The sequence below is a fragment of the Geobacter sp. 60473 genome (assembly GCF_036323535.1).
GTDB classification, from domain to species: Bacteria; Desulfobacterota; Desulfuromonadia; order Geobacterales; family Geobacteraceae; genus Geobacter; species Geobacter sulfurreducens.
In genome coordinates this window covers 2,263,554-2,277,711 of sequence record NZ_AP028967.1, presented here as the reverse complement: position 1 = coordinate 2,277,711, position 14,158 = coordinate 2,263,554, and the positions used below count along the sequence as shown (strand labels likewise).

Annotated in this window: 11 protein-coding genes; 3 read left to right on the top strand and 8 right to left on the bottom strand. The window is 66.0% G+C overall.

Translation table 11 applies throughout. From position 1 onward, the window contains the following. Window positions 1-142: 142 nt before the first annotated feature. A complete protein-coding gene (locus AABA48_RS10260; protein WP_286350370.1) occupies window positions 143-586 on the bottom strand; it encodes a hypothetical protein in 444 nt (147 codons plus the stop codon). A 135-nt stretch (window positions 587-721) separates the two neighbouring features. Between AABA48_RS10260 and AABA48_RS10255 the strand changes: the two genes are divergently transcribed. Both AABA48_RS10255 and AABA48_RS10250 read left to right on the top strand, forming a co-directional pair. Next, window positions 722-1,591 (top strand): diacylglycerol/lipid kinase family protein, encoded by an 870-nt coding sequence (locus AABA48_RS10255; RefSeq protein WP_286350369.1) that lies wholly within the window; start codon window positions 722-724, stop codon window positions 1,589-1,591. A 208-nt stretch (window positions 1,592-1,799) separates the two neighbouring features. Beyond that, a complete protein-coding gene (locus AABA48_RS10250) occupies window positions 1,800-2,537 on the top strand; it encodes a response regulator (protein ID WP_286350368.1) in 738 nt (245 codons plus the stop codon). On the opposite strand, the gene AABA48_RS10245 is transcribed toward AABA48_RS10250, so the two are convergent. The 6 genes from AABA48_RS10245 to AABA48_RS10220 all read right to left on the bottom strand — a co-directional run bounded on the left by AABA48_RS10245 (window position 2,494) and on the right by AABA48_RS10220 (window position 11,039). Further along, on the bottom strand, window positions 2,494-3,588 hold the full coding sequence (locus tag AABA48_RS10245) for a TIGR04283 family arsenosugar biosynthesis glycosyltransferase (protein WP_286350367.1): 1,095 nt from the start codon (window positions 3,586-3,588) through the stop codon (window positions 2,494-2,496). The genes AABA48_RS10250 and AABA48_RS10245 overlap by 44 nt on opposite strands. Window positions 3,589-3,694: 106 nt before the next feature. Further along, window positions 3,695-4,633, bottom strand: coding sequence for a chemotaxis protein (locus AABA48_RS10240; RefSeq protein WP_286350366.1), 939 nt, complete (start codon window positions 4,631-4,633; stop codon window positions 3,695-3,697). A gap of 109 nt (window positions 4,634-4,742) precedes the next feature. Next, a complete protein-coding gene (locus tag AABA48_RS10235) occupies window positions 4,743-6,758 on the bottom strand; it encodes a molybdopterin oxidoreductase family protein (protein ID WP_286350365.1) in 2,016 nt (671 codons plus the stop codon). Window positions 6,759-6,777: 19 nt separating this feature from the next. Continuing rightward, window positions 6,778-8,352, bottom strand: a complete 1,575-nt coding sequence (locus AABA48_RS10230) for a sensor histidine kinase (RefSeq protein ID WP_286350364.1) — start codon at window positions 8,350-8,352, stop codon at window positions 6,778-6,780. 3 nt (window positions 8,353-8,355) lie between these two features. Beyond that, on the bottom strand, window positions 8,356-9,228 hold the full coding sequence (locus AABA48_RS10225; RefSeq protein WP_286350363.1) for an ABC transporter substrate-binding protein: 873 nt from the start codon (window positions 9,226-9,228) through the stop codon (window positions 8,356-8,358). A gap of 20 nt (window positions 9,229-9,248) precedes the next feature. Then, complete coding sequence (locus AABA48_RS10220; RefSeq protein WP_286350362.1) at window positions 9,249-11,039, bottom strand: TonB-dependent receptor plug domain-containing protein; 1,791 nt, start codon at window positions 11,037-11,039, stop codon at window positions 9,249-9,251. A gap of 700 nt (window positions 11,040-11,739) precedes the next feature. On the opposite strand from AABA48_RS10220, the gene gptM reads away from it, so the two are divergent. Continuing rightward, a complete protein-coding gene (gptM, locus tag AABA48_RS10215) occupies window positions 11,740-13,032 on the top strand; it encodes a geopeptide radical SAM maturase (protein ID WP_286350361.1) in 1,293 nt (430 codons plus the stop codon). On the opposite strand, the gene AABA48_RS10210 is transcribed toward gptM, so the two are convergent. After that, entirely contained in the window at window positions 13,018-14,112 is a 1,095-nt protein-coding gene (locus tag AABA48_RS10210) for an AAA family ATPase (protein WP_066357785.1), read from the bottom strand. The two genes, gptM and AABA48_RS10210, sit on opposite strands and share 15 nt — an antisense overlap. Between the last annotated feature and the right edge of the window lie 46 nt (window positions 14,113-14,158).

The following is a 14,158-nucleotide window of genomic DNA, read 5'->3' as shown; positions in this document are numbered from 1 at the left end:
TAGACAGTATATACAGGTGGGAATGGTGCCGCAACCCCTTGCGGGAAGTTGGAACCCGTTGCCGGCCGGCCGGCGCAGCAACGGGGCGTTTATGCCGGGCAGGGGGCTCCGCTCCGCCGAAGGTCCCTGCCTGATCACTCGATCAGTTCTGCCGGTCCTTGGCGCTCTGCCGGCGCTTTTCCCAGCGGTCGCGCGCCCGATCGCGCGCCTCGTCGGCCTTCTGCCGCTGCTCCGGGGTGAGGATGGCGCCGATCCGGTCGTGGTAGCGGTTACGGATCTCGCGCATCTTCTCGCGTTTCTGGGTGCGGTCCAGGGCAGCATCGTCACGGACGGCCTTCACCTCCCCGTTTTCCTCGGCCAGGATCGGCGCGATGGCCGTCTTTTGCTCCTCAGTCAGCCCCAGATGCCGCTCCATCCGTTTCAGGCGCTCGGCCGGGTCCATCTTCTTCATTCCGCCGCCGCCCCGCACTTTGCCCATCCCGGCTCCGGGCGCCGGGTCGGTCTGGGCCAGGACCGCCTGCTGGGTGCCGGCCAAAGCTGCGACGGCGGTCAGCGCCGCCAGGGCAAGTTTGATTCTTCTGCGCATGGTGTGACTCCTTTCAGCGCGGCAGTTGCCGCTGTTGTCATGATATGCCCGGTTTAACGGAGCCGCCGAGAATCGGTTGACAGGGCGCCTCGTCCGCCCGGATAATGGCCCGGCCGAACTGCCCGGAGGAAGCCCATGTCCGATCGCTGCACCCTTATCGTCAATCCCGTGTCGGGAAGCTACTCGGAGGCTGCCGTCAGCGCCGCCATGAACGCCCTGCGCCGGGGCGGGCTGGCCCCACGCCTGCTTCTCACCGGCGGCCCCGACGATGCGGCCGCCTTTGCGGCCCGGCTCTGCGCGCAGGAGGAGCACCCCTTCGTCATTGCCGTCGGGGGGGACGGCACCGTCAACGGTGTTCTGAACGGCCTCGAACCGGGGCGCGCCACCCTCGGCTACATCCCCTTCGGCACCGCCAACGTGCTGGGGCGCGAGCTGGGGCTCCGTTCCGCCGGGGATGCCGTGGCCCGGCTCGTGCGCCGGGAAACGCGTCCTCTCGCCACGGGGCTCCTGGAAGGGTTCGGAGTACGGCGGCGTTTTTTTCTCATGGCCGGGATCGGCTTTGACGGTCAGGTGGTGGAGGGGGTGCGTAGCGATGAGAAGAAGCGCTTCGGCGCCGGGGCATACCTCCTCTCGGCCATCAGGACCTTTGCCGCCTGGGACCGGCGGCCCCTGGACGTGGAGGTGGACGGCGTCGCCATCGCCTGTCACGGGGCGGTGATCTGCAACGCTGCCCGGTACGGGGGCTCCTTTACCCTGGCCCCGGGAGCGAACCTTTTCCACGACGGGTTCCGGGTCGTCCTGATCCGGGATCCGTCCCGATGGCGCTACCTCTCCCTTGCCCTGCGGGTGGCGGCGGGGCGCGGCGCCGGCGGCGGTGCCGAGGTCGTGTCGGCACGGCGGGTAACCGTGGGCGGGAATAAACCCGTTCAGGTGGACGGCGACTTCATCTGCCACTCACCGGTCACCGTGACTGCTGAGGCCGATTTCGCCCGGCTCGTGGTCTGAGCCGACCGGTGTGTCCGGCTCACTCCCTGCGGGCGGGAGTGACTGGTTCCTTTCGTACTGCCGGTCTCCTTTTTTGCGGGACTTTTTTCTCCGGGAGAGTCGCCGGCCCTCTTGGCGCGGGGAGAAAAATCATGATGGGACGTTAAGAAATCGGCGTTCCTGCCGATACGGATAGAGGTAGCACGGGGATGAATGGAAGGAGCAACCCATGGCCAAGCCCAAGGTACTGATAGTCGATGACGTGAATCTCATGCTCGAACTGGAGAAGAGCTTCCTGCGCTTTTCCCCCGTGCGGGTCTTCACCGCCCGCAACGGCGAGGAAGCCCTGGAACTGGTGCGCAGCGAACGGCCCGACTTGGTCTACATGGACCTGAACATGCCGAAGATGAATGGGGTCGACTGCTGCATCGCCATCAAGAGCGACCCGGAGCTGCGGGACACGCCCGTGGTCATGGTGACAACCGCCGGCAAGCCCGAAGACCAGGAACTCTGCGCCCGGGCCGGCTGCGACGGCTACATCACCAAACCCGTGGACCGGCGGCTGTTCCTGGAGATCGGCCGGCGGTACATCCCCGACATCGACCGCCGGGAGCAGCGAATTCCGTTCTCCCTGCCGGTCACCTGCCGCACGGAGCAGCAGGAAGTGGCCGGCACCACGACCGACATCAGCGTGGGCGGCCTTTACCTGGCCATCGACCACCGCATTGCCCGGGAGGAGAGCGTGGAGATCGCCATCACCATTCCCGGCGGGGGTGCGCCGGTCAGGGCCCGGGGGCGGGTGGCCTGGCTCAATGGCACCGACGGGCGGGTCAAGCCCCGGTTCCCGTCCGGTTTCGGGATCGAATTCATGGACATCTCCCCCGAGGACCTGGATCAGGTCAGGGAATTCGTAGAATCCCTGGTCAGCATCTCATCTCCCGGCTCAGGGTCAGCCGGAACCAGATGAACGTCATGAGCGCGGCCGCCGCCCGGCCCGCCGGATTGTCGGTCAGGAGATCGAACCAGCGGTCGTGGAGCGAGAGGAGCGGGGTGGCATCGATGTCCCCGCCCCGGCGCAGGGCGTTGCGGACATCCAGGAAAAGCGGAATCTGCCAGGCATTGCCCCGCACGTAGCCGCCCGTCAGGTACCAAAGCCGGAGCCGCTCCCGCCGGGGAAGCGCGGCCGTCAGACCGGCGATGCGCACCAGATGCGGCCCCAGCCGCAGGCGGCCGGACCGGTCCTGGCTCCGGTAGCCGGCCACCAGTTCTTCCACCCCCTGCTGCCAGCCGATGGCGGCGAAATTCATCAGGATCGCGTTCAGGGTCTGCCGCTCCCGCAACCCCTCCGTTTCGAACCGCCGGGCCGAGGTGACGATCTCTGCCGGCAGCAGCACCCACGTTCCCGCCGCCGCAATCCGCTCTGCCAGCCGTACGTCCTCCAGAATCGGCAACCCCTCGTCAAAGAGTCCCACCTGGTCGAAAAACTCCCGCGGGATGAGCAGCCCCTGGTCTCCGTGGGTGCAGCCGGGACGGTGGAGCCGCGCCTTGCGTTCGTAGAAGCGGTAGGCAAGGGGAGACGGGCCGTCCCCGGCAAAACGGAGCCGGAAGTGCCCGGCCACCCGCTTGCCGCTCCGGCGGGCCGCGGCCAGATGGTCGAGCCCTTGCCGCAGGGTCAGGGGGTCGGCAAGTATGCTGTCCGCATGGAGGAACAGGAACGTCGCGCCCCGGGCGGCGGCTGCGCCGGCGTTCATCTGGCGCCCTCTCCCTGGCGTGGTCTCCGTGACGGTCACGGGGAAGGGGAGGTCCCCCGCGCTGCCGCGCACCAGCGCTGTGGTGCCGTCGGTGGAGCCGCCGTCGCAGAGCAGGAGTTCCAGGGCCACATCCCGTTGGGCGGCCAGCGCGACGAGCAGTGTTGCCACGGTCTCCGCCTCGTTTAGGGTGGGGACGATGACGGAAACTTCGGGTTCAGGGTCTGAGAAGGCCATATCACCTGCCGGCAGAGCGATTTTCGCCATCATAGCACGGAATGCACCCATTGCCTCTCGCGACGTTCATGGTCCCGCGGACATGAAAAAGGCCCCGGAGGGTTCTCCCCGGGGCCTGATGGGCAGATGAGCCGCAATCTCAATGCATGACGCTGTCAGCTATCTTGACCAGGTTCGGCAGGTCGGGTTTGGTCACGATGTCCAGGGCGCCCAGGTCCTTCCACTTACGCTTGTTGTCGTCGCTGGCCAGGGACGAGAAGATCAGCACCGGCAGATCCTTGAGCACGTCGTCCTTCTTGACCAGGGTAGTCAGGTGGAGGCCGTCCATCTTCGGCATCTCCACGTCGGTGATCAGGAGGTCCAGCTCGCTCCTGAGGTTGACCCCGGCGGCGCGGCAGCGGGTAAGCTTGTCCTGGATCATGTTCCAGGCATCCTCGCCGTTCTCGGCCTCCTCCACGTTGTAGCCGGCCCCGCGCAGACTGGAGCAGATGCTGTTGCGGATAAAGGTGGAGTCGTCCGCCACGAGGATGCGGCGCTGGGAGCGGTCGAGCACCGGCCCGGGCAGGAGCTGTTCCTCGCTCAGGGCCCGCAGGGTCTCCTCGGAGCAGAGTTCGCCCACGATCTTCTCGAAATCGAGGATCAGGATGATCCGATCCTCCATCTTCACCACCCCGGTCACGTAGGCCGATTCGATGGCCCGCACCGGCGGCTCCACCTGTTCCCACGAAATCCGGTAGATGCGCGATACCCCGTTTACCAGCACGCCCACCATCATCCGGTTGAACTCCAGCACCACCACCCGGTCGGGCGTCAGTGCGCTGAATTCCTTGCCCAGCACCGTGGCCAGGTTCACCACCGTGATCACCTTGTCCCGCAACTTCATCATGCCGGACACGGCGGAATTGGCGTTAAACACCTTCCACATCTGGGGCTTGCGGATGATCTCGCGGACCTTGGCCACGTTCACCCCGAAGTAGGAGTGAACCGTCTCGCCGTTGGGGTCGGTTTCATCGATCATGAACTCGACGATTTCGAGTTCGTTGGTGCCGCTTTCAAGGAGAATTCTCGGTTCCGCCATGGCCGTTAACCTCGCAGAGTGATTGCCTTCAGGATGAAGGCATGGTTAACGTATCGGCCGTGCATGAGGAAACTTTAGCCAGGCTGTTGAAAAAGTTGCGGAAAGGCCGTCACGGGGCGGGGAGCACCTCGATCCGCGTATCATAAAATGTACTGCCGTTGCCCCGGTCCGTCAGGCGCTGGCTGGTGAGGGCATTCACGGTCCGGTCGCCCGGGGCGTGCTCCAGCCACCAGACCCCCTCGGCCACGGCCACCCCCGGCGGAACCCGGTCGGTGATCCGCAGGATGAAGGCGACCCGGCCCCGGTTGTTGACAGCGATCACCCGCTGCCCGTCGGCCAGGTCACGGGCCGTTGCCTCGGCCGGGTTCAGGAGGAGCGACATGGCGCCCCCCTGCTTCTGCCGCAGCTCTCCCTGCTCGTAGAAGGAGGCGTTCAGTGCATAGGGGGTGGGGGCGGTCATGAGCCTGAGGGGAAGCTCGCCCGCGTCTTCGTGGCAGGGGATGTGACGGGGAAGCGGTTCAGGCTCGCGGGGATTGAGGATCTCCACCCTGCCCGAGGGAGTGGCGAAGGTGCGCGGTGCATCGGGGGCCAGGGGGAGTTCAACGGCCAGACCCGCGTCGAACCGGGCCTGGTCGATCCCGGCCCGCATGGCGGTGGGGACCGAAAGGAGCCGGTCGATCATCTCCCCGGCGCTCCGGCGGAAAAACTCCTCCTCGAATCCCATGGCCCCGGCCAGCAGGGCGAATGTGTCCCAGTTGGACCTGCTCTCCCCCACGGGCGGGATGGCGGGGTGGGCCCGCTGGATGCAGTAGGTGCCGTAGGCCCGGTACACGTCTGCGTGCTCCAGGGACGAGGTGGCCGGCAGCACGATGTCGGCGTAACGGGCCGTGTCGGTCAGGAACCGCTCGTGGACCACGGTGAAGAGGTCGTCCCGGCTGAGCCCCCGGATCACCACGTTCTGGTCCGGGGTCACCGCGGCCGGGTTCGAGTGGTACACATACAGGGCCATGACCGGCGGGTCTGCCAGCTCGGTCAGGGCGTGGCCGAGTCGGTTCATGTTCACGACGCGGGTGGGCCGCGCCATGAAGTCCTCCCGCAGCACCTCCCCCAGGGCAAAGGCGGGGCCGGTGCTCGTTGAGGCCAGACAGCCGCCGCCCCGCACGGCGTAGGCCCCGGTCAGGGCGGGCAGGGCAGCGATGCAGCGCACCGTCATGGCCCCGTTGCCGTAGCGGGAGAGCCCGCTCCCCAGGCGGATGAAGGGGGCGCGCGCCCGGCCGTAGCGCCGGGCCAGCTCTTCGATCTCCGCCGCCGGGATGCCCGTGAGGGCCGCCACCCGCTCCGGGGGATAGTCCGGGAGAATCCGCTTCGCCAGCTCATCGTACCCCTGCACCCGTTCAGCCAGGAATGCCCGGCCCACCAGGCCGTCCCGGGCCAGCACGTGCATCATCCCCAGGGCCAGTGCCCCGTCGCTGCCGGGGCGGGGCAGGATCACCCGGTCGGCCGCGGCGGCCGTAGGGGTCCGGTAGGTGTCGATCACCCAGACCGGGGCTCCCCGCCTGCGGGCCTCGCGCACTCCGTGGAGGAAATGGATATTGGTGGCCGCCGCATTGATCCCCCAGAGGATCACCAGGTCGCTCTCCGCCACTTCGTCCGGATGGGGGGCCGGAGTATCGCCCATGACTGCCTTCCACCCCGCCTCCTTGGCCGGCGAGCAGATGGTCCGCTCCAGCCGCGACGCCCCCAGCCGGTGGAAGAAGGGGTGCCCGGCATTGCGTTGCACCAGCCCCATGGTACCCGCATAGGAATAGGGGAGGATCGCCTCGGCCCCGTGGACGGCGATAATCTCGCGCCAGCGGGCCGCAATGGCGGCAACGGCCTCGTCCCACGACGCGGGCCGGAACGAGCCGCTCCCCTTGGGGCCGGTCCGCACGAGCGGGGTGGTCAGCCGCCGGGGCGAGTGGACCGTCTTTTCGTAGTGGAGCATCTTGGGGCAGAGGGTGCCCCGGGTGAAGGGGTGGTCGGGGTCGCCGGTCACGCGCACCGCGCGGCCGTTCTCGACCTCCACCAGCAGGCCGCAGGTATCTGGGCAGTCATAGGGGCAGACGGAACGCTTCAGTTCAGGCATGGTCGCCTCTCTGGGAGGATCAGGCCGGGGCACTCTCCGGGAGGGTGAAGTAGCAGGTGGTACCTGCCCCCTCGGCGCTTTCGAGCCAGACGCGGCCCTGGTGACGGGAAATGATCCGCTGCACGATGGCGAGCCCCACGCCGGTGCCGGGGAACTCGTCCTGGCCGTGGAGCCGGTGGAACGGCTCGAAGATCTTGTGGGCATAGCCCATGTTGAAGCCGGCGCCGTTGTCGCGAACGAAATAGACGAGCTCACCCTCCCGGGGCATGCTGCCGAACTCGATCCGCGCGTCGGCCCTGCGGGAGGTGAACTTCCAGGCATTGCCGATCAGGTTGTCCAGGGCCACCCAGAGGAGTTCAGGGTCCCCCGTGGCCGTGGCCCCCGGTTCCACCGATACCGCCACCTGCCGCTGGGGTTCCGTAGCCCGGTGGGCCGCAACCACCTTCTCTACCAGTTCGCTCAGGTTCACCGGCTGCAGTTCAAGCTCCCGGCGCTGAACCCGGAACAGGCTCGACATGGCGGACATGACCCGCTCCATCTGAACCCCAACCTCGGCGATTCGGTCCAGGTAGTCGCGCAGATCCCCGTCCAGGTGGTCGCCGCAGTCTTCCTCCAGGGCCTGGCACAGGCCGCGCAGCCGGAGCAGCGGCGCCCGCAGATCGTGGGAGGCCGAGTAGTTGAACGACTCGAGTTCCCGGTTGGCCGCCATGAGCTCGGCGGTCCGTTGACGCACCATCTCCTCAAGGTTGACATTCAGTTCCCGGATCGTGCGCTCCGACTCCTCCTGGGCCAGCTTGCGCTGGAGCAGCGACTCGGCCATGCTGTTGAATGATGCCGCCAGGGAGCCCAACTCGTCCTGGGATTCCACCGGCACCCGCACTTCCTTGTTGCCCGCAGCGATCTCCCTGACCCCCCGCTCCAGGTGGGTCAGCGGCCGGGTAATTCCCCTGATCACGGGGTAGAGTGCCCCGATTACCGCCACCAGCGCAGCGGCGGTAACCAGCAGCGCCGTGGCTGCCAGCCGGCTCACCTCCCGGTGGAGCGGCCTCTCGTCCATCACCAGGTGCACCGATCCGATGACAGTACTGCTTTCCCGGCCGCCCTCGAAGAAGAGGTCTTCCTCGTTGTCGGCCGAACGCTGGGCCAGGATCGGCTCCACGAACTCCAGAGAGTCCTGTCCGTTGTGGATGCGTCCCTCCACTCCAGGACCGGGCGGGGAAAAAGCCGTTGGAACACTTTTGGCGTTACGCGGATTATTGCGGACGAAGTGGGCCAGCTGATGCCCTTCCCGGTCCAGGATGGCCGTTTCAAGCACAGTGCCGTGGCCAATGACTCCCTGAACCACCTCCTGAAGCTGGTCGGTGTTGCCCGCAAAGAGGGGGAGCCGCGCGTTGTGGGCCAGGAGCCGGGTCATGAGCCGGCCCTCGGTGAGGAGCTTGTCGTGCAGGGAGCGGTACTGGTTGTAGAGGAAGAAGGCGGCGAAACAGGTAGAGATGGCGATGATCGAGAGACAGATCACCGTAAAGAGCTTCGCCCGGAAGCTCGTGCGGAGAACGGCAAAAAAAGAACGCGCTGGAGGAGCGTTCGCACCCATTGGTTACTCTCCGAGCCGTGCCGGGTCGATTCCAAGGTGACGGGCCACCGAGCCGTTCAGCTTGAGAGCCGGCCGGGCCGGACCTTCGACCGGCACGCTCTCGACGCCCATGCCGTCCATGATGCGGCGGGCCATCCTGCCCGCCTGGCGGCCCAGGTCGGCAGGATCGATGGCCAGCGCCGCCAGGGCTCCCGTGCCCAGGTACTTCTCGGCAAAGGCCACCACCGGCACCCGGTTGTTCTGGGAGAAGAGGAAGATCGCCTCCTGCCCCTCCCGGGTGAGCACCGTGGCGTCGGGGAAGAGCCAGAGCGCGTCGGTTTTGCCCGCCAGTTCCGACAGGATGCGCGGCACGTCCCGGGGCGAGCGGACCACCCCTTCCACCAGGGTGATGCCAAGGCGCTCGGCCGTCGTGCGGGCCTGCCGTGCCATGGCTCCGGTGCGCTCCGGGTCGTAGAGGATTCCCACCCGCCGGCCGCCGAGGCTGTCGCGGATGAAGGTAAGGTAGCGCTCGGGCGCCACCGTCATGGTCACCCCGGTAACGTTGCGGCCCAGGGCGCCGATCGATTCGGGGGAGGCCACCATCACGTACACCACCGGAATCTCGCGGATCTCCCTCACCCGGCTCAGGGCCTCGCGGCCCACGGCCAGCACCAGGCGGGGGCGCGCCTCGCGCACGGCCCGCACCACGTCGGCGCCCCGCATCTCCGCAAGGACCAGTCGCTCCACGGAACGCACTCCGGCCGTCCCCTCGAAACCGCGCACTGCCGCCTCGTAGGGGATGTTCCGCTCGCCCTGCACCACCACGACCTCCGCGGCGAAAGCCGGGAAGCCCCAGAGGAGCAGCAAGGCGAGTATGTGGAAGATACGTGCCGTCATGGGTTCCTAAATAGTTTCCCTTACCATTTGATGCGCAGGCCGCCTTCGAACCAGCGGCCGGGGTTCTTGAATATCTCGTCGTGATACTGGGCGCCGTTGAACAGGTTGTGGCCGGTGGCGAAGAACTCGGCCTCCGTGTTGTCGCTCCGGAAGAAGCGCCACCCCAGGTTGAGGTCCCAAATGAAGTTGTTGTATTTCGCGCCCCAGTCGCCGGGGGTGTTCCACCAGCGGTACGCACCGGTGAGAGCGCCGCGGAAGGTCCGGTCGTCGTAGTGAAACCCGAGATCCCAGATGTGGCGGGCGACTCCGGGAAGTTTTTCGTCGGTCTGCAGGTTCTTGGCGTCGGTGAAGACGTAGCCGGCGGTGAGCCAGGAGTTGTAAAGCGGAGCGGAGCGGGCCTCGATCTCGAACCCTTCCCGCAGCGTCCTTGTCACGGTATTGCCCTGCTCCTTGAATTGATTGCGGAACCACGTCCCCTTAAGCCAGAGGAAGGGGATGTCGGTGGTTTCGAGGCCGGCCTGAACGGTCCAGCCGATGTCTCTGGTGGTAAACCCCGGCGTAAGGATCGGCAGGTTGTAGCCCCGGGCGGCGTAGGCCCGGAGCAGGGTCTTGTCGGTGATGCCGAGGGTTGCTCCGATGCTGGGGCTGAAGAAGTCGCCGGAGTGGCTGGTGAGGTCGTACCGGACCGCCGGGGTGATGCTGAACCGCTCCCAGGCGATGGTATCGTTCAGGAAGAAGCCCCACTTATCGTTAGTTCCGTTGATGTTGAAGAGGGGGTTTTGGGCCTGTCCATGGTCGAATTCGATCCCTCCGGTAAGGGTCTGGAGTCCCTGGCGCCAAGTGAGGTAGGCCGTGCCGCCGGCTGTTTTTTCGTCGTTAGTTATGGTGGCTAAACGCTCGCCAGTGCTGATGTCGTCAAAACTTTCAGTGAAATCGAATCGTGTTCCCTTGATGAGGGTATTGAAGGTTAGCCGGTCGTTCAGGGCGTAGTCGAGCGAAAGGGTCGATTGGAGGATGCGCAGCTTCAGTCGATCTGAAAATCCGGCGAACGAGATAAGGCCAAACTGTGGGGATGTCTCCATGGAGTTTAAGGTCAGGCGGACACTGCCCCGGTCGGCCAAGCTCCAGCGGAGTTTGGCGTAGAGGTTGTTGTTCTCGGTGGCGTTGAATGGATGGAAGCCGTTGCTTTGGAGGTTGCCACCCGATAAGTAGTAGCCGAGGCGGCCCATCGTGCCGGAAAGCTCGCCTCGGGCGTCACGGGTGCCGTTCTCGCCGCCGGAGAAGGAAGCGGCGCCGCTGAAGGATGTGTGGGGGGCCGGTTCCTTGGTGATGACGTTGACTATTCCCCCCAGGGACGAACCCCAGCTTGAGGATGCAGGCCCCTTCAGGACCTCCACCCGTTCGATGATCTGGACCGGTACCATGCCGGGGATGGCATAGCTATCGGATTCGTTGTCGATGGGGACCCCGTCGATCAGTATCTGAATAAACCGCGTAGTGGCTCCGGGGAACTCAGTGAGGGTAGGGGCGCCTGGAGCCGTGTTTCCTTGGACTTGAACGCCGGGGATCGTGGCGAGAATATCGGCCAGGGTGTGAGCGTTCATCGCCTCAATCTCGTCGGCGCTGATGACGGTGATGTTCTCTGCGCTGCGGGAGAGGGGCTTGGGGGAGCGGGTGGCGGTGGAGACGGTCAGGTCGTGGGGCTCGTAGTAGAGTTCCAGGAGCTCCCGGTCGCTGTCGGTTTCGGCGTGGGCCGTGAAGGGTATGGTCAGGGAAAGGAAGCCTAAGAAAAAGAAGAGCCCAGTAAGCAACAACGAAAGGCGCCGGAAGGGGCTTCCGGCGCGCGTTTTCGAAGTTTTAACGGATCTCTGGGTTGGCATGGCACTTGCTTTAATGAGACTGGCAAAGTTGGAGCGAATGTATGGCTTATAGCAGAGGACCGCAGCGAATGTCCATTGCTTTTTGTCCGGCAGGGCAGTGAAGTCAGACCAAGGGAAGGGGGGAGGCTAATGAGTCAAATAACGGACGGGGTGACGGTTCTTGACGCCGGGAACTCGGCGCACCCGGAGGGGCCGACGGCCTGTTGTACGTCGTCGTTGGTAACTACGAGGGTTCAACCGGAAGAGTAGTGAGCCGCAGGAAGGATGAGGGGGCGATGGCCCCTTTCTCTTTCCGCTATTTCATGGAAAACCCTTTGCCGGAGCCACCGACGGCCCGGGGATTCCGCATTCCCGCGTGGTGCCGGGGGGACTTTGACCCCGGCACCACGTATCTGTTCTTTGGGCGGCCGAAGAAGGTATGCAAAGAATACCGCCCCGATGCCTTGGCCGCTGGCAGGGCTCCCCTCGCTCCATCGGACGCAGCAAAGGGGCAGAGGCGCACGGCATGTTCTCAATCAAGTCCCCCTTTGCGAATAATTGGGGATTTAGGGGGATATGCCGTAAAGATTTCAAATCCCCCCTCCCCCCTTTCGTAAAGGGGGGAGTTTTTTCCTCTCTCGGAGTCCATCCCATGACCCTCTCCCGCTATGTCTCCTCTTACCCTTGTTCGGAATCACCCGACCACGTTATCCTCTTCTCCTGCCGTACCGGCGCGGTGGTGCGGGTTTCCCGGTCCACCCTCGACGCGGCCCGGGCTGGCACCCTTTCCCCTGCCGCGGCCGAGACCCTGGAGAAGCACGGCTTTCTCGCGCCCGGCCCCGAGGCCGAGCGGGCGGAGATGCTCGCCTGGTTCGACCGGATCAACGCCGCCCGGCGCCGGGCCGGCATGGTGGCGGTGCTCACCCGGCGCTGCAACCTGGCCTGTCCCTACTGCTTCGAGGGGGGGCAGGCGCCTGAAGGCGACATGAGCGAGGAGACCGCGGACCTTCTGGCCGCGATGATCGAGCGGGAGTACCTGGCAAAGGGGTGGCGGGTGGATATGGATTTCTACGGCGGCGAGCCGCTGCTCCGGCCTGACCTGATCAGGCGGATCGCTGAGCCCTTGCGGGCCGCGGGGGGCGGGCTGTTCCACGGCAACATGGTCAGCAACGGCACCCTGCTGAACCGGGCGGTGATGACGGACCTGGCGGCCCTGGGGATCGAGTCGGTCAAGGTGACCCTGGACGGCCCGCCCCGGGTGCACGACCGGTACCGTCCCTACGGCGGCGGTGCCGGGAGCTTCCACGACATCCTGCGGGGAATGGGCGAGGTGGTCGATCTGGTGAAGATTCATGTGGGAGGGAACTTTACCCGGGAGACCTGGCGGGAATACCCGGCGCTCCTGGACCTGCTGCTGGCGGAGGGGTTCACCCCGGACCGGCTCGGCACGGTGCGCTTCACCCCGGCCGTGGGGGGGAGGGGGAACGGAGCGCTGCCCCACTTCGCCGAGGGGTGCGCGACCTGCGATGAACCGTGGCTGGCCGAGGCGGAGCTGGTGCTGCGGGAGGAGCTGGTGAAGCGGGGCTTCGGCGTGCCCAAGCCCGGCCCCTTTTCCTGCATGATCGAGCTTGAGAGCGACCTGGCCGTGGACGCCGACGGCCGCTGCTACAAGTGCCCGGCCTTCATGGGGCACGAGGGGTACGCCGTGGGCGACCTGCGCGCCGGCTTCAGCCCCACGGCACCGTCCTACGGCTACGATATCTGGCGCCGGGAGGAGTGCCTGGACTGCTCCTGGCTCCCCCTCTGCTTCGGCGGCTGCCGCTTCATGAAGCTGGTGGAGGCCGGGGCGGTGACCGGCGTGTCGTGCCAGCGGGAGTACCTGGCCGGCACGGTGGAGACGATGGTGCGCCGGGGGCTGGCGCCGGGCCGCTCAGTCCAGCAGTGAATCCAGGTAATCGAAATCCAGAATCTCTTCGGCCTGGGCCTTGACCAGCTCGATCTTTTCGGTGTCCTCGGCGCTGATCTTTGAGACGTGGTGCTTCATGGCCGAGAAGACGTCGGCGGTGGTCTCGCGGATGCGGATGACGGGGATGTTGCTCCCGTCGAGGATCTGCTGGGTGATGGCCGACACCGGGGCGTGGCCGGGGATGACCAGGCCGGCGATCTTCTCCCGGTAGGCCGGGATGTGGTAGAGGGACGAGATGGTGACCAGGAGTTCGTCCCGGGAGCTGGTGACCACCAGCAGGGTGGACTGATCCAGCCCGTCGATGACCTTCTGGGAGGAGGCGGCCCCCAGCTGGATGTGGTGGACGATGCGGGTCCCCTGGGTCTGGTCGCCCCGCAGGGGGTGCTCCAGCAGGCGGGAGATGTGGTTGAGGGTCGGGTTGGCCAGGACCGGGGACCAGTCGAAGGCGCCGATGACCTCGATGCCGTAGGGCTTGAAGGAGCGGCCCAGGTACGAGAGGGAGGTTTCCCGCTTCTCGGGCAGGAGCTTGTTGACCACAAGCGCCTTGACCGGCACCTCTTCCATCCGGTAGAGGGGGAGGTTGAGCTGGACCGAGTCGATGACGTTGCCGATGCCGCCGCCGCTCACCAGGATCACGGGCGCGCCGGTGATCCTGGCCACCCGGGCGTTGTTGAGGCCGATGACCGAGCCCACCCCGCCGTGGCCCGACCCTTCGATGATCAGGAAGTCGTTTTTCTCCTCCAGGGCGGCCACCGCCTCGGTGATCCGCTCCACGGGCCAGAGCGCCGGGATCTCGCCGTCGATGAACTTCTTGGTGGAGCCCCGGCCGAGCACCACGGGGGACATGTGGGCGATGTCCTCTTCAAGTCCGAAGATGCGGGCCATGAGGGCCGCGTCCTTGTCCACGGTGATGCCGTTGAAGACCTGGCACTTGGGGCCCACGGCCTTGATGAAGCCGACCCGGCCGTATTTCTTGCGCGCCAGGTGCATGAGCGAGACGCTGATGGTGGTCTTGCCCGCGTTCATGCCGGTGGCGGCGATAAAAATCTTTCTGCTCATTGGTGTGACGGTTCCTTGTGGATGGTGATACACAGCCCGAAATGAC